Here is a 25,613-nt window from a genome sequence, read left to right on the forward strand (position 1 = left end):
AATTAAATGGAGTGTAGTTTAAGCTTTATCTCAATCCGTCATATTATTAACCTTATCAAGTATATAAGAATTTATGCATTATTTCTTCACTTGTATTTTATAAAAAGGCTAGTAGTTTTAGTATTTATATGATACTAATATGGTGTAATTAGCACCATATTACCCAATGCTAAAACTATTTTAGCAGTCTTACATATTTTATTATTTTGTAATATATTTCTTACTAGATTTGTTTCAAAACAACAATGTTAATTACAAAAAACAGACTACTATGAAATTAAAAATTATGAAACCAAAAAAGGTATTTTTAAGTTTTCTTCTGGCATTTATTTGCTTGCTAGGGTACAGCCAAAAACCAAACGGACAAACATCTAATCCGAATGATAATTTTAAATTATTAAACGATTTTTCAGATGAATTTAATACAGGTAACATTAATTGGAGCAAATGGAGTAAAACGGCTAATTTACCAAACACAAAAGCTTGGAAGTGGGATAACAATGCCAATGCTAAACCGGTAAATTATAAAGGTGAGCGTTCTGTTGAGCTTACTATGCGTCAAAACGCCAATAATGCAAGAGATGGCATTACATATTTTAAAAGTGGCTGTTTACAAACTATTAAACAGTTGCCTAAAAACTTTGTAGGTTATGTAGAATCCAGAATTTATGGTGCAGAAATTAACTCTCCAAAAGCAACAGGTCTTGACAAATACAGAGGTGTGTGTCCGTCTTTTTGGTTATACAGTAAGTTTTTTGATAATAAACCAATTGGTGAGGCTGTATACACAGAAATTGATGTTGTAGAACTACAACAATTTGATTTTGATCCTAATGGTCCGGTTGGGCATCAACAAGATTTAATTACAGATGCAGAATCTAATCTTCATTTAGTAAAAAAAGCAAGTTTTGGTAGAGATTGGTTTAGACCAAAACAACCAAAAGCAAGAGCTACTCAATTAAATAAGTATGAGTTACCTGGTAAATTTGATCCTACAAAAGGTTGGCATACCTATGGTTGTGAAATAACACCTACTAAATTATATTTTTATGTAGATGGCGTTAGAGTAGGTAGAGCTTTAGATAATACTTATTGGAGTGATAATCCTATGTATGTTATAGCATCATTAGGTTTAAGAGTACCATTTGTAGCGTTTCAGGGTAATGTATTTGAGCCTGTGAACCCAGAAGTAAATCCTAGAGCAAAAAAGAATATAGATGAAATGCCAGTATCTATGCACGTAGACTATATAAGAGTATGGGAAAAAAATGGTTCTGGAGGAACTAATAATCCTGTTGGTAACTGTTCAACAGCTCCAACTTGGAAAAAATCAGGAAATTTTACAAAAGGAGACAGAGTAAAGCTTAATAATGCAATTTATGAACTAAAAGCTAGTAATGGTAGTTGTAGACCAGGTGGAGCTTCTGGCTGTTCTTCAAACCAATGGACTAAAGTATCTGACTGTACATCTAATAGCAGTATTATTAATACTGACGCAGGAACTGTATATCCAAACCCTGCGAATACAGTAGTTAATGTGGTAGCTACTAAAGGAGATTTTATTAGAGTAATTACTTCTGTAGGTACAGTAGTACGTACCGTAAAGGCTAAAAATAATACCACTGTAATAGATATTTCTGCATTGCCAGCAGGTATGTATACTGTTACAATTACGGGTAGCAACAAAAATGAAACTAAACAATTGCTTATTCAATAGTTTTAATTCTTATAAATAAATTTAAAAAGCAGAATTGAGGTTAAACTTAATTCTGCTTTTTTTGTTATTGGGCGTTTTTTACTAGCATACATAATTATGCAACAAACATATTTATCTAGTGAATAAACACTCTTTTTATAAAACGACGTAGGAGGGAAGTGTAATGTGTGTGGAATGGATTAGTATGCCAGAATGCTATTGGACTGTCATTTAATTATTTTCTAACCCTTTTGTCAGTAAATATTTAGTAAAAACGCATAAAAAATGCCATAATGTCTTAAACAAGACATTTGGCACGAATTTTGTACTAAATTCAGCTATTGTTTGTTACGATTAAAACAATTAAATATTTCTAATTCTAGAGGCTTAGGACCTTTATTTATTAGTGACTTATAAGTTTTAAAAGTTTATTTTAAAGATAATTTTCGACGTTATCAGTGTGCAAATATAAAAATAAATTGTTAATAACAATGTTAAAATAAATATAAATTAAAAAATATCATATCCTAGAAAGTAAATTTTAAAATATCAAGAAACATAAAAAAGCAATAAGTGCTTTTATTAAATAAGTATTAACAATAGTGTTAATACATAACAATTTTAAAATATATAGAGATATGAATATATCAGAATATTATAAGTTAGGATATCAACAACAAAAATTAGACTTTGTTGATATCAAATTAAATACAGACAACTTATTGTTTGTAGATCCAAGGTTGATAGAAAGCTTGGGAACACCTTTAGCAACAAAAATGCAAAAGCATTTAGAAGTTTTTTGGGGTGAATTAGTAAAAAATGTAAAACAAAAATCATTTGGGCAAGCAGATTATTTATTATCTGGTTTGGGAGAGCCAAATGAAACAAGGTTAGGTTATGCATTTAGTAAAGATTACGGAAACTCCGTTGGAAATAAATTAAGGCAAAGAATAGCCAATACAATTTATAACAATATAGCAGTAAAAACAGGCGTTTTAAGTCATTTTGCTGATATAGAATTGTATTTTGAAGATATTAGTTCTGATAGAATTTCTGATATTACTACTAAAATTATTAAATCTGTTTTGATTGAGTTTACTCAAGAACAATGTAGAATTCATAAAATACCAATGAAAACTTTTGTTCAAAAAGACATTTTTGATATTAATACTCTGAAATGGGTTAGCAAAAAAGTTGAACTTCCAGAATACTTTGGTAAGCCAATAATTTTTGTTCCTAAAAATATTGTTAGACTTGAAAATACTGCTGGTAAAAATGTAAGTTGTTTTTATAGATATGCAATAAGACAGTTTGTTAGTAATGACACTGAAATGTTAATAGACGTTAGTGCTACTGGAAAAGAAGGGAAAATACTTATCAAAGATGTTAAGTCTAAATATCCTTTATCTAAAGAATCATTAGCTAATTGGACAATACATTTTGGTAAATTATTAATTGATTATAAGACAGACCATTTAAGTGGTAGATTAAGAGTTTTAACTGACGAAGAAATAATCGAAATCATATATGATGATGGTTATTCTGATGTAGGCTAGTAACTAATTAGATTATATAAAGGCAGGTGTTTTTCACCTGCCTTTTTTTTTGGCCTCATAACCTCAAAGTTTCGGGGTGGTTAAAACAATAGGAGAAATGAGCGTCCATATTTTAGGCTATCCAAATGCAATTATCCAGTGGATGATTGTATTTGGATATAGCACTTTACTTAAATATCGTTTCATATCGTATTTAACTAAAAAACAAATCCACGAGAATCGCGTATTTTAAAATTTCTGTACCTAAATACAGAATACGTAAATTATAAGCAGTATATATTTAGTTATAATTATAAGGCTAATTGTAGTTTTATAACTTTTTGTGAAAATGTATTTTAGTTTTACATAACGACTAATTATAGCTACACATCTAAATTATTCTAACGAAGCCATAATTAGCTTTGCATAATTACTCGATATAAGCATAAAGACAATTATATCATTAATTATGTAAAATATCGCTGAAATGCTCTATTTCGATAACTGCTATAAATTGTACTATAATTTATATTATGTAAAATAGGATTATTTAGACTCTTACTCTTCTCTATAAATTAATGTAAATTTTTAGTTGGTAAGCTTTAGGTTATTAATAATGTGTTTGCCTACATTTTGGCCTTGTACAACACCATTATCAATTGCAGCTCTGTAATGTATACCACCATACAAACGGCTTATAGCAGCTTCATTAGCAGCAGTATTAAAAGACGTAAATTTTCTGCTTGGCAAACCAAAAGGCAATTCGGTGTCATCTGTAAAGCTAAAATTATCACCAAACAAATGTGTTAATATAGTTGCAGATGCTCCAGAAACCACAGAATGCCCACTCGTATATTCCGGAAAAGGCGGCGTTTGTAATAATGGTGTCCATTCTTTATCTATAGTATTGTTAATTAGTGTTTCGGGTCTAATTAAATTGCTACGGTATTTTTCATCCCAACAACTAATAAAGGCATCAAAAATACCAATAGATGTTATGGTATTTGCGTGTACAGCAGCTGTAAAGTCTAGCTTTTGCTGTTTACACGCTATTTTTGTTATTCCCATCCAATGTGCACCTGGAGTAATTTTTTTTGTGGCAATCATTAAATGGCCTTTGCTTGTAGATACATACGGGTTGCAATCCCAAAACCTTGCAATTGCTACTTCCTCTGTGGTATCTCCGTTTTTCCTAATCTTGTTCGTAACTGTGTATACTTCTTGCAATTCTTTATAAAACGCACTGTTGGGTTCCATAGAAAACTCAGGATGCCTTTTTGGTTTAAACTGTGCTGCAGAATCTAGTACCATTGTTCTTATTTTGTTCCAATGTGGCTCTATACCGTCCATATAAGCTGGTGGCGTTGGTTGCCATCTGCCAGGATTATCTGTAGTAACTTCATACCCTGCAAAAGATCTTGTTTCTTTATAATTGTCTTTGTGTAACCAGTCTTTTATGCGGTTAGCAACTTTTAAACCGTATGTTTTAGATGCTGTAAACTCTGTTGCGTTGGTCTTTTTCCAACTAGTAAAAAGGCTATCTGCGTACGTAGTTACAATGTTGTCTTTAAAAATAAGTTCTTTACTAACATCTATATATGCAACAAGTGCAGCAACTTTTAAATTAACATCTTTTGGTGCTTCTGGAATAGATTCTAGACTTTTTATTTTAGTAGATAAAGAGCTGTATTTTTTGTTGTTTTGTGCCATAATTTCATACGCTGCAACATTAGGATACATATATATTCTGCTTGCCACAGGTGGCGAAAATATATCATGAATCATAGTTTCTGTAATTTTATCTACAGCCTTAAAATACGCATCTACAGGTACTTCTATTGCTGCATTTTCCTTTTTGCAAGATACTACTGTACATAGGCAAAGCAAGATAAAAAAAGTGTACTTGCTATATATATTACTTTTTATTTGATGCATTTTATACGTTTTAGTTGATGTAAAAACTTTTAGCTATAGTATTGTTTTGTGTGGCTATAATAAGACTACTATTTGTGGCTGTTTTTGCTTCAATAATATGATTGGATTGTTCTGGAACATAAAAACCAGATTCACTATTGTTTACCACATTAAATCCTGTTTTACTTCCTTTTAGGTAGATACCTTTTATGGCTCTTGTAAACCCGTATACAGTTTCAGAGGTAGTGTTGTTGCCAACCAAAAGAGCATCTAAAAATCCATCTTTATCTATGTCTTTAATAAGAATATCATTTATTGGTGCAAGCTGACAAATATTAGGTAGTTTATTAATTTTAAAGGTGTTATTGCCCAAGTTTTCTATATAAACGCTTGCAAATGTAGTTGCTTTTAAGGTTTCTTCTTCTAGGTTTTTTATTTCTAATAATTCTGTAAAAGAAGGATTTGAAAATGCTGCATAGCTACTATACTTTTGCTTTAATACCACCAATTGTTTTACAATATCATCTCTTGTTTGTACTGGTAACAAAACGTTATTTTTATCTAAATCTGTAAAATACTGAGCAATTATTGGATCTATACTACCATTTTTATCAAAATCTTGCTTGTATACATACACTGGTTTGTTCTCTTCTGGACAAACAAAACTATTTTCTCCTTGGTTTCCAGCAATAAAATCTATATCGCCATCATTGTCAAAATCACCTGCTTTTATCGTATTCCACCAACCCGAAACTTCTGTAGTCTTATTTCCTGTATTTACCCAGTTAGGAGTAATCTTTTTTAAAGTGCCATTGTTGTTTATAAAAATTGAAATAGACATCCACTCGCCTACTACAATCAAATCTTGCCAACCGTCATTATTAACGTCTTGCCAGGTTGCATCTGTAACCATTCCTATTGTGGTTAGTTCATCGTTTTTAACAGTACTAAAAACGCCTGCATTGTTTTGTAATAAGCTACTATTTGGCGCAGTTGGGTAGCTTCCTTTTACCAATCTGCTACCAACAAAAACATCTATATCTCCGTCTTTATCATAATCATTAGCCGCAATGCAGGAACCTATATTTTGTAGCTTTGGTAAGTTATTATTCGTCAATGTAAATTGTCCAATACCATTATTAATATAAATTCTGTCTTGTAAAACATTAGAGTTGCTATCAAACTCTGCTCCACCACTAGCCACAAAAAGGTCTAAATCCTTATCATTATCAATATCTATAAATACAGCGGCTGCATCTTCATATATACTATCTAACTTTTGTGTAATTTGATAAATGCCATCTTTACTTTGAGTCCATATAGTAGACGGCTGGCCTTTACTACCACCAATAAAAAGCTCATCTCCCAAGGTTTTATTAATATTTGCTGCTGCTATACACGGTCCTAGTTTAGAGTACTGACTCATTAACAAATGTTGAGAAACGTAATCATGACCACTATTTTCTTGGTGTTTAAATGGTAAAATTGATGTGTTATTTTTTAATAAGGCTAATTCTAAAGCAGATGTATTATTAGTTACTTTAGCATATTTAATATCTACCTCTAAAACAGTGTTTATTTTAGGATTATATACCTTTGTTATTTGTTTATTTGGCCATATTATATGTAAAGAGTCTACAATAGTATCTTTTATTCCAAAATGAATAATAGGTTCTACAGAGGACAAATACCCGCGTGTAAGAGATTGATATTGTGTTTGCATATTGCCATTAGACCATAATTTAATTTTTGTTCCAATAGCTTTACTATTTTTTTTGTTTCCTTTTAATTTTAATCTTAAAAAGTTGGACTCAGTAGTTAGATCTGTTGTATTGTTTTGTAAAATAAAAGCCTTTTGGTTAATGTTATTTACAACAATATCTAAGTCGCCATCATTATCTAAATCTGCAAAAGCTGCGCCATTACTAAAAGATTTTTCTGTACTCCCCCATTGTTTACTAACGTCTTTAAATTTTAAATTATTGGTGTTTTCATAAAAATAATTAGGAATAAAAACACCAGGAGCTTTAGAAATAAGTGCAGACAACTGTTTGTTTTTAGCTGTTTCTGATCCAAAAATTGTGCTTTGCTTAGAGTAGTTTATAAAATCTAAATCTGTAATATCCTTTACATATCCATTAGTAATATAAATGTCTTTATCGCCATCATTATCAAAATCTACCATCATAGGAGACCAGCTCCAATCTGTAGCTGCTACGCCAGAAAATTTAGCTGTTTCACTAGCTTGTACAACAGTATTGTTTAACAATCCATTATGTATTTGCAACGTATTACGCATAAATTGTGAACTATAATTGTTGCGTTGTGCAGTTAAAAATTTATCATAATTATGTGGACCTAACATACTTTTTTGCCGCTTGTAGCTTTTAGGTAACATATCTACAACCATAATATCTGGGTAGCCAGAGTTAGTTACGTCTGCAACATCTACTCCCATACCATTAAAGCTTTGTACACTTAACAATTCTTTATTAAATTCTGCAAACCCTTTGTGCTTATGAGTAACAGTATCTACACCATTATTTATATACACTAAATCTTCAGTTAAAAAATCATTAGATACATAAATATCTGGTAAATCATCATTATTAAAGTCCTGTACAGCTACACCCAAAGAAAATCCTTTGTGTTTAATCCCCAAACTGTCTGATACATTTGTAAAAACAGGATGTTTTATACCCTCTACGCTATCATTACGCAATAAATAATCTGCTAGCTCTTTGGTATAATAATGTTTAGGAACAGGTGAATTTTGAGAAAAACGAGAGCTCCCATTGTGAATAATAAAAACATCTAAGTCTCCATCTAAATCATAATCAAAAAATACGGCTTGCTGACTATTGTTAGGGTCGTTTAATTGGTAAGCAGCAGCTTCTTCTGTAAATGTTGGTATTCCGTTTTTAGTTAACCCATTATTAATAAAAAGTAAGTTGTTGCAATTGCCACTGCAATTTGGTCCGCCTACACTTAAATAAATATCATCCCAACCATCTGCATTAATATCTATAACAGTAACGCCTGTTACCCATGAAGTTGTAGTAAAATTTGCAGCTTGGGATATATCTTTAAAAGTTAACCCTCCATTATTTAAATATATTTTAGAAGATACTTGGTTACCTGTAAAAACTACATCTTGTAAACCATCGTTGTTAAAGTCACCAATACCAACTCCTCCTCCATTATATATGTACTGAAACGTAACAATGTTTAAACTGTCATTACCCGTAATAGTATTGTTAAACTCAACATTAGTAGCAGATGTTTGCAGTAAAGTAAACCTATTGTTGCTAGTAGATTTATTACATGAGGTAGTAAGTAATACCACTGCACAAATTAGTAATATGTGTTTCAAAATGGTTAGTTTTTTATAAAAGGCAAGTTATAAAAAAAGTTTTAGAAGAAATTTTAAAATAATGACACATTTTTTTTGCTTTTAAACACAACTATTTGCGCTACCATAAGTCCAAACTACCAGTAAAATATGGGAGTTAAAACAACTAACTTTTAATTGGAGTTTTTAACACAAAAAAAGTGAAATTATTTGTCATTTTAAGGACCTAAACAACATCCAAGAATTATAGCTAAAACGTAAATAAGGTTTAACCTTAAATAAAACACAATGAGAACACTAAGTATTATTTTATTTGCTTTAGCAACTGCTGTTACAACTACGTTTACAACAGCATCATTTACGGGAACCTACGATGGTTTTGAAGATGAAATGTATGTGTTTACTACAGATGAAGGACAAACAATGGAGTTTGATGAAGTAAGTCCGGAAACTTTAGAGAAATATGACTTGTTAGACGAGTCTTTTAAAGGAAAAACATTCAAGGTAACCTATGAGGTGGTTACTTACACTAATGACGAAACTGAAGAGGAGGAAGTAAAAAACATTTTAACTGACTTAACATTATTAGAAGAGTAATTAAAACAACAAAAAGCGTTGCTAGTCTGCAACGCTTTTTACTATTAGCTAGTAATAAAACTAAAATTTAACATATTTTCTTACATTTTTAATAATCACCTAATAAACAGTTAGTTAAGTAGATAATTTTTGTTAAAAATATAACAATTTAACATTAAAAAAAGGATAAAACCATTTTTTATAACATCTAAAGCATTTTTTAACGCGTAGATATAACAGTTATTAACCCTAAATTAATTTGAACACTATGAAAACTTTATCAATTGTATTATTTGCATTAGCTACGGCTGTAACATCTTTAGTATCAACAGAAAGCGTAACTGCTACCTATTCTGGTTATGACAACGAAGTATATCAATTTTCTGCTGAAGATGGATCTACTTTGGAATTTCAAGGAGTAAGTTCTGAAGCATTAGGTAAGTACGACTTGTCTGACGATGCTTTTAAAGGTAAAACATTTACAATTACGTATGAATCTGAAACGGTAGTAGATGATGAAACGGAAGAAGAAGTAACAACAAGTATTATTACTGATTTAGAATTGCAAGAGTAATTGCTTAAAATCATTAATTTATTAAAAGCGTAGCTATTTTAGCTGCGCTTTTTTTATTTTTAATAAACATACAAACTATTAATTTTTAATACCTTAAATTTTATAGCGTAGACAAATTTTTAACTTTAATATAATATTAGGTTTAAACATTTGATTTTTTAGTGTACTATATGTATCTTCAAATAAAATACTAGACCTATGAACATAAACTTTCACTACGATGGTGTTACTGCAAGTAACCGTTTGGAAATATTAGCCGCAAAAAAAATTGATAAACTTTTAAACAAGTATGATTTTATTGTAAGTGCAGACATTTTTTTTAAAAAAGAGAATACATCTTCTCCTGAAAAAGGAAAAGTAATTGGTGTAAGGTTAAGCGCTCCTGGACCTAGATTATTTTCAGAATCTAGTGAGGCGTCTTATGAAGCCGCAATTACATCTAGTATAGATGATTTAAGCAGACAATTAGAAAAGAGAAAAGCTAAAATGAAAACACATTAATAATCTGTTTCCATTTTAACTTTTAGCAACGTCTAAATTGTAAAAAAACTGTTAGTATATTAGTATGCTAACAGTTTTTTTAATTCTGTAATAAACCTTTGTTTTGGTTGGTATTTTGTTTCTAAGTCTTTTGCAAAAGGTATTGGGGTTTCTATACTTGCTACACGCTTTACTGGTGCATCTAAATACTCAAAACAGTCTTCTATAACCATTGCAGATATATCACTAGCTATGCCTCCAAACATACTATCTTCTTGTAAAATTATAATTCGGCCTGTTTTTTTAACAGATGTATAAATAGCTTCTTTATCTAAAGGAGTTAAAGTTCTTAAGTCTATTAGGTCTGCACTAATTTCTGGTGTGTTTTCTAAACTTTCTAATGCCCAATGCACACCAGCTCCATAACTAACAATAGTTACTGCAGTACCTTCTTTAATTAGGCTTGCTTTTCCAATTGGTAAAGTATAATAACCTTCTGGAACATCTTGGTAAACGCTCCTGTACAGTGCTTTGTGTTCAAAAAATAAAACCGGATTTGGATCTTCTATTGCTGTTGCTAACAATCCTTTAGCATCATAAGGAAAAGCTGGGTAAACTACTTTTAAACCTGGTGTTTTTGTAAACCAAGCTTCATTTGTTTGTGAATGAAATGGCCCTGCTCCCACACCGCCACCACATGGCATACGCACCACTACATCTGCTTTTTCTGCCCATCTGTAATGAGATTTAGCTAACAAGTTTACAATAGGATTAAAACCACTACTTACAAAATCTGCAAATTGCATTTCTACAACAGCTTTGTGCCCGTTAATAGATAACCCCATTGCTGTAGATACAATTGCAGATTCACAAATTGGAGTATTGCGTACCCGTTCTGTTCCAAACTCTGCTACAAAACCTTCAGTAATTTTAAAAACACCGCCATATTCTGCTACATCTTGCCCCATAATAACAAGGTTTTCATACTTATCCATAGCTTGCTTTAAGCCTTCAGATATGGCATCAACCAATCGTATGTTTTTAACGTTATCTGTAGGTGTAATAGCTTTAAAATTAAATGGTTTGTACACATCATTTAATTCGTTTTCTATGGTAGATGTTATTGCTGGTTCATCAAAAGCAACTTGTAAATTGTCATTAATTTCAGCTTTAAAATCTGCCTTTATGGTTGCAATTAAATCATCTGTTAAAATGTTATTATTTTTTAAAAAAGCTTCGTAATTAGCTATTGGATCTTTTTTTGCCCATTCATCTAACAATGAATTTGGTACATAAGCAGTGCCACTAGCCTCTTCATGACCACGCATTCTAAAAGTTAAAAATTCTATTAATATGGGTCTAGGATTTTTTCTAATACTCTCACACAATTTAGTTACTTTACCGTAAACCTCTAATATATTGTTACCATCTATTTGGTGAGACTCTATGCCGTAACCTATACCTTTATCTACAAGATGTTCACAGTAATATTGTTCTTTAGTTGGTGTAGATAAGCCGTAGCCGTTGTTTTCAATACAAAATAAAACAGGTAATTGCCATACAGCAGCAACGTTTAAAGCCTCGTGAAAATCACCTTCGCTGGTAGCGCCTTCTCCTGTAAATACAGCTGTTACCTTGCTATTATCTTTTAACTTATTTGCCAAAGCAATACCGTCTGCTACACCTAATTGCGGACCAAGGTGAGATATCATCCCAACAATATTAAATTCTTGTGTTCCAAAATGAAAACTACGATCTCTACCCTTAGTAAACCCGTTTGCTTTTCCTTGCCACTGAGAAAATAACCTATATAAAGGAATGTCCCTTGTTGTAAACACCCCTAAATTACGGTGCATAGGAAGAATATATTCGTTTTTTTGTAAGGCACTAGTTACGCCAACAGCAATGGCCTCCTGGCCAATACCACTAAACCACTTAGAAATTTTGCCCTGACGCAATAAAATAAGCATTTTTTCTTCAATTAAACGTGGCTTTATCATACGTTTGTACAGTAATAACTGTTCTTCTGAAGAAATTGTTTCGTTATTGAATTCCATTTAGCGGAAAATTTTATAAATTGAGAATTAAAAGTAACAAATAAGAAGAGATGTTGTTACAAAAATTAATAATTTATCAAAAAATGTTAGATTATTATTAAATTTGAATATAAAAATATTAAACGATGAGTTCTATTCCAAGTGTCAATTTACAGGAATTTTTATCTGACGACAAGACACAAAAAGAAAAGTTTATCAAGGAAATTGGTAGTGCTTTTGAAAACATAGGTTTTGTTGCCTTAAGTGGCCACTTTTTATCTGATGAGTTAGTGGCAGATTTATATGAAGAAATTAAAATCTTTTTTAATCAGCCTCAAGAATTAAAAGACAGCTATGAAATTGAAGGTATTGGCGGTCAGCGTGGCTATACTTCTTTTGGTAAGGAGCACGCTAAAGGTAAAAAAGAAGGAGATTTAAAAGAATTTTGGCATTTTGGACAGTACGTAGAAAATGATCCTAAATTAGAAGCAGAATACCCAGACAATGTTATTGTAAAAGAGCAACCAAAATTTAATGCTGTTGGTAAAGAAACATTTAAAATGTTAGAAAAAACAGCTAAATATGTGCTTAGAGCACTTGCTTTACACTTAAATTTAGAAGAAACTTATTTTGATGATTACATTAAAAACGGTAATTCTATTTTAAGACCTATACATTACCCACCTATTAAAGATGAGCCTAAAAATGCAGTACGTGCAGCAGCTCACGGAGATATTAACCTTATTACATTGTTAATGGGGGCACATGGTAAAGGTTTGCAAGTTAAAAACCACAATGGTGAATGGGTAGATGCTATTGCACGCCCAGATCAGTTAATGATTAATGTAGGTGATATGTTGTCTAGACTAACAAATAACAAATTAAAATCTACCATACACCAAGTTGTTAATCCGCCTAAAGAGCTTTGGGGAACTTCTCGTTACTCTATTCCATTTTTTATGCACCCAGTTAGTGAAATGCCGCTAAATTGCTTAGAAAATTGTGTAGATGAAAATAACCCTAAACAGTTTGATGATATTACTGCTGGTGAATTTTTACACGAAAGATTAATAGAATTAGGACTTATTAAAAAGTAATAATTTAAAAAATAACTATACAAAACAACTAAATATTGGCATTTAAAACTCCAGTATTTGGTTGTTTTTTCTTTTTTATATTGATAAAAACCCTAAATAAGCATTAAACCAATATTTTAATACAATGGACTTACAAGACCAATTAAAAAATCTTTTTCCAGATCATAAACCATCAGAAGAAACAGAAAAAGAGACTCCTAAAAGTGATATTTGGTTGCAAGACGACCCTATTATTTGCAAGTATGAAAAACGTAAAGGAAAACCTATTACCATATTAGAAGGGTATACTGGAGCCGATAAAGATTTTAAACTTTTGGCCAAAGAACTAAAGCAAAAACTTAGTGTTGGTGGTAGTTTTAAAAATGATAGTATTATTATTCAAGGCGACTACAGAGATCAGATAATGAGCATATTAAAAGAGAAAGGTTTTAACGTAAAACGTGTTGGCGGTTAAAATTGTTAATTTTTTTTTGATTATTTAGATAAAAATGTAATTTTAAGAGTTCAAATCTAGAATACTACTATGAGTTCTACCTTACACATAACCAACGGAGGAAACTTTACAGATAGATTGAAAAACTTGCCTATTAAAGGAGACATTATTACCTGGAATGAAATGTTGTGCGAAGGCAAAACATTAAACAATGTAGGTAGTGAAAGTTTCTGGAAAACTAGGTTCGATTTTTTAAGCAAAAACTATAAGGTTTCAAAAGCAAAATTTATAGATCTTACTTTAAAAGAGTATAGGTCTTTATGTAATCACAAAAAAGAAGATAAAATAGTTTTGTGGTTTGAGTATGATTTATTTTGCCAAATTAATATGCTTGCTGTAGTAAGTTGGCTAAAAATGCACCGCAGATATGCAGAAATATCTGTAGTTTGTAGTGGTGAAATTGAAGGCCAATCTAAACTTTTTAGTTTAGCTGAGTTAACAGATGAGCAATTACTAAATCATTATGAAGAACGTACTTTTTTACGTCAGGACGATATAGAATATGCAGATTATATATGGCAATTGTATTGTAGTGATAACCCAATAAGGTTAGAAAACTTAACAGATTTCGCTAAATATAGGTTTCCTTACCTAGAAAAAGCTATAGAATTACATTTACAGCGTTTCCCTTCAATTAAAAATGGGTTAAATTCAATAGAAAATAATCTTTTAGAATTGGCATCAACCCAAAAACCAAAAACCAAAAACGAGTTTGTAAAAAAACTGTTATTAGCAGATAATAGTTATGGTTTTGGAGATATTCAATATCAAAAAATGATAACTTCTTTAAAACCTTTATTTGGCTCTTTTAATCCAGTTAAATTAACAAAAAAAGGAAAAGAAATACTAGAACAACAAACAAGTTATTACTCTTGTATACAAGACAATAACATTTATCTGGGTGGTGCATTAAAGTACAACTTTTTGTACAACACCAACACAGACAGAATCCTTAAATTATAATATGCAATTAAGTCCATCGGAGTTAATTTTAAATGCTGACAATAGCATTTATCACCTTAATATATTACCAGAAGACATAGCAACTACCATAATTACAGTTGGTGACCCTGACAGAGTTGGTGAAGTTTCTAAATATTTTGATACTATTGAACTAAAAAAAGGTAAAAGAGAGTTTATTACACATACTGGTGTGCTTAATGGGAAACGTATTTCTGTTATTTCTACAGGTATTGGTACAGACAATATAGATATTGTTTTAAACGAATTAGACGCTTTGGTAAATATAGATTTTACCACAAGAACTATTAAAGAAGAAAAAACAAGTTTGGATATTGTTAGAATTGGTACATCTGGTGCAATACAAGCAGATATTCCAATAAATTCTTTTTTACTAAGTGAATATGCTATTGGTTTAGATAGTTTATTACAGTTTTACGATAGCAAACACGTACAAAATACAGCAGTACAAGATGCTTTTGTAGCACATACAAATTGGGCTAAAGAAAAATCTATGCCTTATGTGGTTACTTGTAGCACAGAATTGGCAGATAAAATATACTCAGATAAGTTTGTAAAAGGTTTTACCGCTACAAATGTTGGTTTTTATGGTCCTCAAGGCAGGGTTTTACGTTTAAACACTCAGGATAATGATTTAAATAGTAAAATAGCTTCTTTTAGATATAACAATTTAAAAGTTACCAATTTAGAAATGGAGACTGCTGGTATTTATGGCTTGGCCAAATTATTAGGACATAACGCACTTTCTTTAAATGCTATTTTAGCCAATAGAGCTAATGGAGAGTTTTCTGTAACACCATCAGAAACTGTAGAAGAATTAATAAAATATACGCTAAACAAGCTAACATAATACTATTGAAGACAGTAAAAATAATAGGAGTTCCAGAGCATTTTAATTTACCTTGGCATTTAGCTATAGAAGAAAATGCATTTAAAGATCGTGGTATAAATTTAGAATGGACAGATATTCCTGAAGGTACAGGAAGAATGTGCCAATTGCTAGCAGATAATGAGGCAGATATTGCTATTATACTTACTGAAGGTTTAGTAAAAAGTATTACTGCAGGTACAAAAGCTAAAATTGTACAAGAGTATATTGCTACGCCTCTTTTGTGGGGGATTCATGTAGGTGCAAATAGTGAGTACCAGACAATAGAGGATCTTATAAACACCAAAGCTGCAATTAGTAGGTTTGGGAGTGGTAGTCATTTAATGGCTTATGTAAATGCACAAAATGAAGGTTGGGATACTAGCAAATTACAATTTGAAGTTATTAATAATTTAGATGGCGCTGTAGAAGGATTAACAAAAGGTACTGCAGATTATTTTATGTGGGAACATTTTACAACAAAGCCTTTAGTAGATAATGGAACTTTTAGGAGAGTGGCAGACTGCCCTACTCCTTGGCCTTGTTTTGTGATTGCAGCAACAGATAGTTTTATTACAGAAAATTCTGGTACACTACAACACATATTAGAGGTAATTAATATGTATACAGAAGAATTTAAAACCATACCAAGTATAGATAGGACTTTAGCTAATAGATATGAGCAAAAGTTAGATGATATACAAGAATGGTTGTCTAAAACACGCTGGAGCCAATCACAACTAAACACAAAAACCTTAGAAAAAGTACAAGACACACTGCTTTCCTTAGATTTAATTGATAAGAAATTAGACAGTAGTACTATTTTACTCTAATAAATTAGCTTAATTACCATTCTATTAGCGTTTTGCCACTATCTTTTAGAATGGTATTAGCAGTACTAAAATGTTTATTTCCAAACCAATACCCTCTATTTGCACTTAAAGGAGATGGATGACCGCTTGTTAAAATATGATGCTTTTTAGTATCTATTAACTTTGCTTTTTTTTTGGCAAATCCGCCCCAAAGTAAAAAAATAACACCTTCTTTTTCATCAGATATTTTTTTAATAATAGTATCTGTAAACGTTTCCCATCCTTTTTTTTGATGACTACCAGCCTCGTGTGCTCTAACAGTTAATGTGGCGTTTAACAACAGTACTCCTTGTTTTGCCCATCGTTCTAAATTACCACTCTTAGGATACGGTATATTTAAATCGGACTCTAATTCTTTAAAAATATTTATTAATGATGGCGGATGTTTAATACCGTCTTTAACAGAAAAACACAATCCGTTTGCTTGGTTTGGGCCGTGGTACGGATCTTGACCAATAATTACAATTTTAGTGGTATTAAAAGAAGAATAGTTAAATGCAGCAAAAATATCTTCTGTTGCCGGAAAGCATGTGTTTGTGTTATATTCTTTAGTAACAAAGGCAGTTAGTTCTTTAAAATATTCTTTTTTAAACTCTGGTAAAATAATAGGACTCCAACTTTTAGATACGTTTGCTTTCATTCTTTATCAAAACTAATTAATCCACTAAAATAATATTATCTTTAAACCCTTGAAAAAATTTACGCATTGAAAAAATTAAAATTCCCTTCTGCACAAGCCATATTACTAGTAATTGCAGCATTAGTTGCTGTTTTAACTTACTTGGTTCCGGCTGGTAAATATGATACGTTAACTTATAGTGAAACAGATAATACATTTATAAGGTATGGCGAAGATACGCCTACAACACTGCCAGCTACGCAAGAAACCTTAACTACGTTACATATAAATATTCCTTTGGAAAAATTTAAAAACGGAGATATAAGAAAACCTATTGGTATACCAGACACTTACAAACAAATTGATGCTCAGCCACAAGGAGTAACTTCATTTTTAAAATCACCCATAAAAGGAATTATAGAAGCGGCAGATATTATTTTTCTAGTGCTAATTATTGGTGGTTTAATAGCTATTATGAATTTAACTGGTGCTTTTGATGCCGGAATTGCTTGGTTGGCTCAAAAACTACAAGGAAAGGAGTATATACTAATAATATTAGTTACTTTCCTTATTGCTATGGGTGGAACAACTTTTGGCTTAGAAGAAGAAACAATAGCCTTCTACCCTATTTTAATTCCTATATTTTTAGCTGCAAAATATGATGCAATGGTTGCATTAGCATCTATTTATATTGGATCTTGTATAGGAACTTTGGCTTCTACTATAAATCCGTTTAGTGTTATTATAGCATCTAATGCTGCAGGTATAAACTGGACATCTGGTATAGATGGTAGAGTTATTACTTTAATTTTAGGACTGGTAATTTGTATTATCTACATTATTAGATATGCACAACGTGTTAAAAAAGACCCTACCAAGTCTATTATTTATGATCAAAAAGCTGAAATTGAACATTTGTTTGGATCAGACGCTAGCAAGGCCAACTTAAAATTAACAGCAAGACTACGTTTAATATTACTTGTATTTACAGCTTGTTTTGTTGTAATGGTTTATGGAGTATCTAGTTTAGATTGGTGGTTTGTAGAAATGACAACGGTATTTTTAGTAGGTTCTATTATTATTGGTGTTATTGCAAAAATTAAAGAAGCACAGTTTATAGATACTTTTGTAAAAGGAGCCGGAGAATTACTAGGCGTAGCTTTTATTATAGGTATTGCTAAAGGTGTAACGGTTTTAATGCAAGATGGTGCAATTGGAGATACATTATTGTACTACGCCTCTAGTGTTACCAATGGTATGGAAAAAGGAATCTTTATTAACTCGGTAATGTTAGTATATAGCGGACTTTCATTTTTTATACCTTCTACATCTGGTATGGCTGTTTTAAGTATGCCAATTATGTCTCCATTAGCAGATACAGCAGGCATTGGCAGAGAAATGATTGTAAATGCTTACTTATATGGTATGGGATTATTTAAATTTATAAACCCTACAGGATTAATACTTGCTTCTTTAGCAATTGTAAAAGTGGGTTACAATAAATGGTTAAAATTTGTGTGGCCTTTAGTGGCTATTTTAACTGTATTTTTAATGATAGTACTTACAGTGTCTGTTTACTTATAACAAATTATATTGCTCATAATAAGCATTTTAGTAATGTTTTAAACTTATGTGCCATTACTACATAAAAAATTAAGGTTTACAATACCAAACTTATGTTATAAACCTTAATAAATTTATTTTTTAAAGCTAAAGTTTTTACAACTTCACAATCTGTGCAGAAGCCATAAATGAATCTTGCATACGTTGCATGCGGTCATCAAACTTGGTTCCAAAAACCAAATATTGACACCTGTTTATGCTTTCTGGTGTTCTAATAATTTCAGAAAACAGGTGTGGTTTAATTAAAAACTCGGCATCATCTACAATAAACAATTGCAATACATTTAAGTTAATACCATTAGAGTAAAATATTTTATTTAGCCTTTTAGGAGTGGCAATTACAATGTCTACACCATCATAAATATCATCTCTTTGATCGTCTATATTTTGCTCTTCATAAGCACAATACGTACGTATAGACATTCTAAAAGTAAACTTATCAAACTCTTGCTTAAGTTCTAATGCTGCCTGTTTATCCTTTACAAAAATTAATGCTCTTGGCGCGTCTTCAAACTCTTCACATTTTAATTTTTGTAATGTGCTAATAACCAAAGCTGTTGTTTTACCAGATCCTTTAGGAGCTAAACCAAATATACTTGCACCACCCTTAATTTTTGAGAGTACTTTAGACTGAAACGGTGTTGGTTCAGTTATTTTTAAACGTTCTAGAGCTTCTTTTAATTCTGGATGTATTTTTTTAAACGACATCTTATATTTTTTTGTAGTTGTATAGTACTTACTAAGTAACTAATTTATGAAACAGTTATATTTGGTTTGTGGTCTATTTTAAAATTACATGAATTTGCTATAAAACACATTTTATTAGCTTGTTTATGTAATTCATTTGCTTTTTCTAACATTTTAGCATCTGTAATTGTAACTTTTGGTTGTAAAGTTACCCCGGTAAACTTTCCGCTTCCATCTTTAGTTTCTTCCATAGTGCCAATAGCATTATCTACATAAGAATTTACCACAATTTTATGTGTAGAGCATAAATGTAAATACCATAGCATATGACAAGAAGATAAGGAAGATAAAAAAAGGTCTTCAGGATTATATTTTGTTTTATCACCTAAAAATGAGGGATCTGATGATCCTTTAATTTCACCGTATTTATGATTTGCTGTTATTGTATGGTTTCTATTATAAGATGTATAGTTTTGGGTACCACTACCCTCATTACCCGTCCACGATACTATTATCTCGTAATTGTGTTTTTTCATTCTTATAACTATTTATTAGCTGCTATTTTATACCACACACCATAATTGCAAAGGTACACAACAATAACTATTAGGTTAACAACATACATTTTATTTTACTACAAAGCTTAGCTACTTTAGTAGTGTAATTAAAACGTAAATAAATTTTTCATTTTCATATAGTGTTCTCGTAAAAAGAGTCTTGTTTTTGCCAACAAGACTCTTTTTCAATTTAAAAACACTTACATCTTAAATTTTAAGGAATCCATTTGTTTTTTCCAAAGTCTGGCTTACGCTTTTCTAAAAATGCATTACGCCCTTCTTTAGCTTCTTCTGTCATATACGCCAATCTAGTTGCTTCACCTGCAAAAACTTGCTGCCCAACCATACCATCATCTGTTAAGTTCATTGCAAACTTTAGCATTTTTATAGATGTTGGCGATTTTTCTAGTATTTCTTGTGCCCACTCATATGCAGTATCTTCTAACTCATCATGTGGTATAACAGCATTAACCATTCCCATTTCATAAGCATCTTGAGCAGAGTAATTACGACCTAAAAAGAAAATTTCTCTAGCTTTTTTCTGTCCAACCATTTTAGCTAAATACGCAGAACCATATCCTCCATCAAAACTAGTTACATCTGCATCTGTTTGTTTAAATATTGCGTGTTCTTTACTTGCCAAAGTTAAATCGCAAACCACATGTAAACTATGGCCACCACCAACAGCCCAACCAGGAACAACGGCAATTACCACTTTTGTCATAAAACGTATTAAACGTTGAACTTCTAAAATATTTAACCTGTGCATACCATCTTCTCCAACATACCCTTGGTGACCTCGTGCCTTTTGATCTCCACCACTGCAAAAAGAGTATACACCATCTTTACTAGAAGGCCCTTCTGCAGATAACAAAACAACACCTATAGATGTGTCTTCTTGTGCATCATAAAATGCTTTGTACAGCTCACTTGTAGTTTTTGGTCTAAACGCATTACGTACATCTGGTCTGTTAAACGCTATACGCGCTACACCATTGCACTTTTTATACGTAATATCTTCAAACTCCTGAGCTACTTTCCACTCAATATTTTTCATTTGTATAAATTTTAGGCTTCGTTTTTCTTTTCTTTTTCTGCTATCCATTTAGATAAGTATTTTGTACTCATCATACTATGGTGCTGTAGTAAACTACCAATAAAGTTGGCGTTTCTATGCTTTTTTATATCTTTTTGCAAAGTACTAATTTTATTAGATAATTTATCCTCTAATTTAGATTTAGCGTAATATGTATTTAGAATTTGTTCTCCGTTTTTTTGAGCTTGCAACCATTTAGTTTCATTGGTATACAAGCTTATAGCAGATGCAATAAAACTGTTAACTGTAGTTGATATTTCTCCACTCCAAGGTAAATCACCGTGCATACCCTCTGCTCCTATTTGTGTGGTTACACTAGGTGTACCGTTACACATAGCGTCTACCAACTTGCCTTTTATGCCAGCACCAAAACGCAACGGAGCTAAATTTACTTTAGTTTTTTGCATAATTTGGTTTACATTTTCTCCCCAGCCATGCACAAGAAATCCTGTTTTAGGGTTATGCTTTTCTGTAATTTGCTGCGGTAAATAAGCCCCGTAAATGTGTAGGTTTACTTCTGGTAGCTCTTTACGTATTAACGGCCAAATTTCTTTATGTAACCACAACACAGCATCTACATTAGGTTTGTGTTTACCATTACCAATGCAAACAAAATCTTTTCTGTTTTTAAACAGCGGAAAATTAGTGCTTACAGTTGTGTTTAACATAAAAGGAATATGCAGAAACAAAGAACTATCAATTTTAAAAGTATTTATTAGTAACTGCTCTTCATACATAGAAATTAGTAAAGAAAAATCGCAACGGTAAATGCTTGCAATTTCTCTCTTTGTAATTTCTTGCTCCTTTAAAAGCGTTTCTGTTACTGTACTATTTCCTTTTTTAAAAGCTTCTTCTCTTGTTTTTCGTAAAAAATGAAGATCCTCTGTATCTAAAATTCGCAATGCATTTGGTACAACTTGTGCTACGCGCCAACCAAATTGCTCTTCTGTAAAAAACCGATCGAAAACAACAATATTAGGATTTAAATCGCTTATAAAATCATTAAAACTAGCGTTATTAAGCTGTATTTGCTTTTCTGATACTCCTAAAGATGAAAAATCTACAGAGTACACAGATTTAGCTGCTGTACTGGCAAATGTTACTGTATAGTTTTGCTGTTTAAAATATGTAATAAGCTGAAGAATTCTACTGCCAGCTGCCGTTGTTGTAGGCTCTGGCCATACAAAACCAATAAATAAAACATTTTTCACGCTAAAGGATTTACATTTTAGATGAAAATTTTTGAGAAATGCTTAATCGTAATTTACGCTCATAATCCTCCTCTAGCCACTCTTTATAGTTCTTAGTATTATTCATAATACAGTAAGAATATTGTCTAACACGGTACTGTATTTCTTCTTTAAGCTTCTTAGCCAAAATACGTGCATCAAAAACATCTTCACTATTTTCTACACATATTTTAGCGTGCTGCTCTATACTTTTTTCCAAGACCGATTTAGACTTTAATCCTTTAGCAAAAGCAGCCTTATATTCGGCTTTAATATCAAAAAATATGTTTTCAGATTTAGAAAATTCATCTCGCAAAGCTTGAGGCATTTCATAAACAAAATCGCGTTCTATTTCTTCATCATTCTTAATATTTTCTAAGAAAAAGTCAGGGAAATGAAAGATTTCTTGCCAGTCTATAGGCTCACTCCACAATCCAAATCTTTTTGTATTGTTTCCTAAATCTATAACCGTAAACTCATTTTTATTCTCTGTAACACGAGAACCACGACCAATCATTTGAAAATACAATGTTAAAGATCGTGTAGCTCTGTTTAATATAATGGTTTCTACGGTAGGCTCATCAAAACCAGTAGTTAATATGCTAACCGATGTTAATATGGCATCTGGTGTTATAGAAAACCACTCTAGAATTTCTTTACGTTCTGCTGCAGAATTTTTATTGTCTAAATGACGTATGTTGTAACCTGCTTTTTTAAAGGTTTCATATACGTAGTATGATGTACTAATACCGTTGTTAAAGATTAGTGTTTTAGTACCTTTTGCTAATTCTTCATAAGAAGATAATAGCTTACTTTGCATAGTTTGGTTGCTATACAACTCATCTGATGATTTAACGGTATAATCGCCATTAATACCCAGTTTTAAAGTTTTTAAACCAACATCATAACTATATTGGTTAGCTCTAGATAAAAAGTTACGTTTAATTAAAGATTGTATAGACTCGCCAATGATTAACTTTTTATAATTGTCTTTCATTGGTAGCTTAATATTAGAACTAAGCGGTGTTGCCGTTACACCAAGTATAGATGAGTCTTTAAAGTATTTAAATAACTTACGAAAAGAGTTGTAGTGAGCCTCATCAATAATAACAAGTCCAATATCTTTTAGCTCTACATTATCTTCTTGTAATCTATTATTTAGTGTTTCTACCATAGCTACAAAGCACATATAGCTATTTTGATCATTTAAATCTTTAACACTACTATTTATCACTTTATTTTCTACGCCAAAACTGCTTAACATTTTAGACGTTTGCGCACTTAGCTCTATTCTGTGAGTTAGTACTACAACTTTTTTATTTTTTTGAGCTATATATCTACGGGCAATTTCAGAAAAAACTACTGTTTTTCCGCCACCGGTAGGCAATTGATACAACAAGTTTGTACCAACAGGATTTTCATCAAAATATGTGAATATTTTGTTTAAATCCTCTAGTTGGTAGTCGTATAATGTTTTTTCTGTAGTTGTTCTCTGTTCTTCCAAATTGGATAACCTATTTTGTAATTAATCGTAGAAAAACGATGTATTTAAGTTTAAAAATAAACCTTGCTAAATTAGGCGATTTTTGTTCTTTTAGAAAACATTAGAGCATAAAACTGATAAAAAATGCTGATAAATAAAGATAATTACATTTAATCTATAGCATCTAAAGCTCTAGAAAATCCGTCAGAAAACATCCAATTATTATCTTGTGTGTGTTTATAAATAACTAAAATACGATCTTTAAACTCTGGTAAAATTGCATTAAGAGCAATGTACTGTATAGCTTGCTCAAAAGAGTTTAGCATACTTTTGTAAAAAGCATCTGGTACATTTTTGTGTACAGAAAATTCTTGAGCAATTTCTAAATTATACAGCATAACATCTGCAACCAAAGGGGCATCTACCCCTAGCAATAAAAAGTTTTTTATATATTTTTGAGCTACAGATCTGCGTGCTCTAGGGCGTTTACGTTTTACAGGAAAATACTCATTACCTATTTTTAACTTGGCTTCTTGTACTAGTTTTTCTTCTTTTGGGTTAAAAACAAAACTATAATAAGCTTTAACAGCCGGAAACTTCTCATAAAGTCCTAATAACTGTTCTTCTAATTCGCTTTTTTTTAATTCTGATAAATATTTTTTTAAAGCTCTTTTACTCATACAAAAATCTATAAGCCCGAAAGTTACCAAATAAAATAAACCTGCAATAATTTATTTATAAGCTGCTAAATTTACAAAAAGTAAGTTTTTTATTAATAAGTAATGTATAAACAGTATGTTAAATGTTTGGAAAATAACATTTTAAAATGTATACTGTAGTTTTAAACTTTAAATTAACAGAACAGATATATGAGGCAACTAAAGATCATCAAACAGGTAACTAACAGAGAATCAAAATCATTAGATAAATACCTGCAAGATATCAGCAAAATAGATCTAATTACTGCCAATGAAGAAGTAGAGTTAGCTCAAAAAATACGTGCTGGTGACGAAGCCGCACTAGAAAAATTAACAAATGCAAATTTAAGATTTGTTGTTTCCGTTGCTAAACAATATCAAAATCAGGGTCTAAAATTACCAGATTTAATTAATGAAGGTAATGTAGGTTTGGTAAAAGCTGCTAAAAGATTTGATGAAACCAGAGGTTTTAAGTTTATTTCTTATGCTGTATGGTGGATTAGACAGTCTATTTTACAAGCACTAGCAGAACAGTCTAGAATTGTACGTTTACCACTAAACAAAATTGGTTCTATAAATAAAATTAAGAAAGCATTTTCTTATTTAGAACAAACACATGAAAGACCACCTTCTGCAGAAGAAATAGCTAAGGAGTTAGAGTTGTCTGTTAGTGAAGTAAAGCAATCTATGAAAAACTCTGGGAGACACGTATCTATGGATGCGCCTTTTAAAGAAGGAGAAGATTCTAACCTATATGATGTTATAAAATATGGTGAATCTCCTAACCCAGATGAAAAATTAATGCACCAATCTTTAAATACTGAGATTAATAGAGCATTAGAAACATTATCTCCTAGAGAAGCAGATGTTGTTAAGTTGTATTACGGTATTGGAGATAAACATTCTATGACTTTAGAGGAAATAGGTCAAATTTTTGATTTAACACGTGAGCGTGTAAGGCAAATTAGAGAAAAAGCTATACGTAAGCTTAAGCACAACTCTAGAAGTAAAATATTAAAAACATACTTAGGGTAGTTTTTTAAATATATTAAAAAAAAAGAGCAACTAATTTAGTTGCTCTTTTTTTTATGCTTTTTACAGTGTAAATACGCCACTAAGAATAATTTAGCTTGGTAATATTCACTTC

22 protein-coding genes are annotated in these 25,613 nt (G+C 31.2%); 12 read left to right on the forward strand and 10 right to left on the reverse strand.

Features of this window, described 5'->3' with window-relative positions:
• Positions 1-271 precede the first annotated feature (271 nt).
• On the forward strand, positions 272-1,717 hold the full coding sequence (locus tag CELLY_RS14655; protein WP_013622475.1) for a T9SS type A sorting domain-containing protein: 1,446 nt from the start codon (positions 272-274) through the stop codon (positions 1,715-1,717).
• Between the two features lie 617 nt (positions 1,718-2,334).
• Positions 2,335-3,252 (forward strand): hypothetical protein, encoded by a 918-nt coding sequence (locus CELLY_RS14660; protein WP_148228911.1) that lies wholly within the window; start codon positions 2,335-2,337, stop codon positions 3,250-3,252.
• Positions 3,253-3,819: 567 nt separating this feature from the next.
• Here CELLY_RS14660 and CELLY_RS14665 read toward each other — a convergent pair.
• Both CELLY_RS14665 and CELLY_RS14670 read right to left on the reverse strand, forming a co-directional pair.
• On the reverse strand, positions 3,820-5,166 hold the full coding sequence (locus tag CELLY_RS14665; protein WP_013622477.1) for a vanadium-dependent haloperoxidase: 1,347 nt from the start codon (positions 5,164-5,166) through the stop codon (positions 3,820-3,822).
• A gap of 10 nt (positions 5,167-5,176) precedes the next feature.
• Positions 5,177-8,518, reverse strand: coding sequence for a VCBS repeat-containing protein (locus tag CELLY_RS14670; protein ID WP_013622478.1), 3,342 nt, complete (start codon positions 8,516-8,518; stop codon positions 5,177-5,179).
• A gap of 267 nt (positions 8,519-8,785) precedes the next feature.
• Between CELLY_RS14670 and CELLY_RS14675 the strand changes: the two genes are divergently transcribed.
• From CELLY_RS14675 to CELLY_RS14685, 3 genes are all read left to right on the forward strand, one after another.
• Positions 8,786-9,094 carry a hypothetical protein gene (locus CELLY_RS14675; protein ID WP_013622479.1) on the forward strand — a complete coding sequence of 103 codons (309 nt, stop codon included), beginning with the start codon at positions 8,786-8,788 and terminating at the stop codon, positions 9,092-9,094.
• Positions 9,095-9,341: 247 nt separating this feature from the next.
• On the forward strand, positions 9,342-9,647 hold the full coding sequence (locus CELLY_RS14680; protein WP_013622480.1) for a hypothetical protein: 306 nt from the start codon (positions 9,342-9,344) through the stop codon (positions 9,645-9,647).
• A 198-nt stretch (positions 9,648-9,845) separates the two neighbouring features.
• Entirely contained in the window at positions 9,846-10,148 is a 303-nt protein-coding gene (locus CELLY_RS14685; RefSeq protein WP_013622481.1) for an HPF/RaiA family ribosome-associated protein, read from the forward strand.
• 59 nt (positions 10,149-10,207) lie between these two features.
• Here the strand turns inward: CELLY_RS14685 and CELLY_RS14690 are convergent, their stop codons facing one another.
• Complete coding sequence (locus CELLY_RS14690) at positions 10,208-12,184, reverse strand: alpha-ketoacid dehydrogenase subunit alpha/beta (RefSeq protein WP_013622482.1); 1,977 nt, start codon at positions 12,182-12,184, stop codon at positions 10,208-10,210.
• Between the two features lie 125 nt (positions 12,185-12,309).
• On the opposite strand from CELLY_RS14690, the gene CELLY_RS14695 reads away from it, so the two are divergent.
• The 5 genes from CELLY_RS14695 to CELLY_RS14715 all read left to right on the forward strand — a co-directional run bounded on the left by CELLY_RS14695 (position 12,310) and on the right by CELLY_RS14715 (position 16,435).
• Positions 12,310-13,260 (forward strand): isopenicillin N synthase family dioxygenase, encoded by a 951-nt coding sequence (locus CELLY_RS14695; RefSeq protein ID WP_013622483.1) that lies wholly within the window; start codon positions 12,310-12,312, stop codon positions 13,258-13,260.
• Positions 13,261-13,384: 124 nt separating this feature from the next.
• Positions 13,385-13,714: a translation initiation factor gene (locus CELLY_RS14700; RefSeq protein ID WP_013622484.1), complete on the forward strand. Its 330-nt coding sequence runs from the start codon at positions 13,385-13,387 to the stop codon at positions 13,712-13,714.
• A 69-nt stretch (positions 13,715-13,783) separates the two neighbouring features.
• Positions 13,784-14,716: a DUF1835 domain-containing protein gene (locus CELLY_RS14705; RefSeq protein WP_013622485.1), complete on the forward strand. Its 933-nt coding sequence runs from the start codon at positions 13,784-13,786 to the stop codon at positions 14,714-14,716.
• Position 14,717: 1 nt separating this feature from the next.
• On the forward strand, positions 14,718-15,584 hold the full coding sequence (locus CELLY_RS14710; protein WP_013622486.1) for a nucleoside phosphorylase: 867 nt from the start codon (positions 14,718-14,720) through the stop codon (positions 15,582-15,584).
• A gap of 5 nt (positions 15,585-15,589) precedes the next feature.
• Positions 15,590-16,435, forward strand: coding sequence for a substrate-binding domain-containing protein (locus CELLY_RS14715; protein WP_013622487.1), 846 nt, complete (start codon positions 15,590-15,592; stop codon positions 16,433-16,435).
• A 13-nt stretch (positions 16,436-16,448) separates the two neighbouring features.
• On the opposite strand, the gene CELLY_RS14720 is transcribed toward CELLY_RS14715, so the two are convergent.
• Positions 16,449-17,114, reverse strand: coding sequence for a uracil-DNA glycosylase (locus CELLY_RS14720; protein ID WP_013622488.1), 666 nt, complete (start codon positions 17,112-17,114; stop codon positions 16,449-16,451).
• 66 nt (positions 17,115-17,180) lie between these two features.
• On the opposite strand from CELLY_RS14720, the gene CELLY_RS14725 reads away from it, so the two are divergent.
• Positions 17,181-18,677, forward strand: a complete 1,497-nt coding sequence (locus CELLY_RS14725) for a YfcC family protein (RefSeq protein ID WP_013622489.1) — start codon at positions 17,181-17,183, stop codon at positions 18,675-18,677.
• A 135-nt stretch (positions 18,678-18,812) separates the two neighbouring features.
• On the opposite strand, the gene CELLY_RS14730 is transcribed toward CELLY_RS14725, so the two are convergent.
• The 6 genes from CELLY_RS14730 to CELLY_RS14755 all read right to left on the reverse strand — a co-directional run bounded on the left by CELLY_RS14730 (position 18,813) and on the right by CELLY_RS14755 (position 24,448).
• The gene (locus CELLY_RS14730) at positions 18,813-19,424 is read right to left on the reverse strand and encodes a DEAD/DEAH box helicase (protein ID WP_013622490.1); all 612 of its coding nucleotides are present in this window, start codon (positions 19,422-19,424) and stop codon (positions 18,813-18,815) included.
• 44 nt (positions 19,425-19,468) lie between these two features.
• The gene (locus CELLY_RS14735; protein WP_013622491.1) at positions 19,469-19,939 is read right to left on the reverse strand and encodes an OsmC family protein; all 471 of its coding nucleotides are present in this window, start codon (positions 19,937-19,939) and stop codon (positions 19,469-19,471) included.
• A gap of 235 nt (positions 19,940-20,174) precedes the next feature.
• Positions 20,175-21,017: a 1,4-dihydroxy-2-naphthoyl-CoA synthase gene (locus tag CELLY_RS14740; protein WP_170932137.1), complete on the reverse strand. Its 843-nt coding sequence runs from the start codon at positions 21,015-21,017 to the stop codon at positions 20,175-20,177.
• A gap of 11 nt (positions 21,018-21,028) precedes the next feature.
• Positions 21,029-22,267 carry a glycosyltransferase gene (locus tag CELLY_RS14745; RefSeq protein ID WP_013622493.1) on the reverse strand — a complete coding sequence of 413 codons (1,239 nt, stop codon included), beginning with the start codon at positions 22,265-22,267 and terminating at the stop codon, positions 21,029-21,031.
• A 10-nt stretch (positions 22,268-22,277) separates the two neighbouring features.
• A complete protein-coding gene (locus CELLY_RS14750) occupies positions 22,278-23,789 on the reverse strand; it encodes a DEAD/DEAH box helicase (RefSeq protein ID WP_013622494.1) in 1,512 nt (503 codons plus the stop codon).
• 149 nt (positions 23,790-23,938) lie between these two features.
• On the reverse strand, positions 23,939-24,448 hold the full coding sequence (locus CELLY_RS14755) for a DUF6155 family protein (protein WP_013622495.1): 510 nt from the start codon (positions 24,446-24,448) through the stop codon (positions 23,939-23,941).
• 189 nt (positions 24,449-24,637) lie between these two features.
• On the opposite strand from CELLY_RS14755, the gene CELLY_RS14760 reads away from it, so the two are divergent.
• Positions 24,638-25,501, forward strand: a complete 864-nt coding sequence (locus CELLY_RS14760; RefSeq protein WP_013622496.1) for a sigma-70 family RNA polymerase sigma factor — start codon at positions 24,638-24,640, stop codon at positions 25,499-25,501.
• Positions 25,502-25,613: the final 112 nt, after the last annotated feature.

Origin of the sequence: Cellulophaga lytica DSM 7489 (assembly GCF_000190595.1) — a bacterium.
Lineage (GTDB): Bacteria > Bacteroidota > Bacteroidia > Flavobacteriales > Flavobacteriaceae > Cellulophaga > Cellulophaga lytica.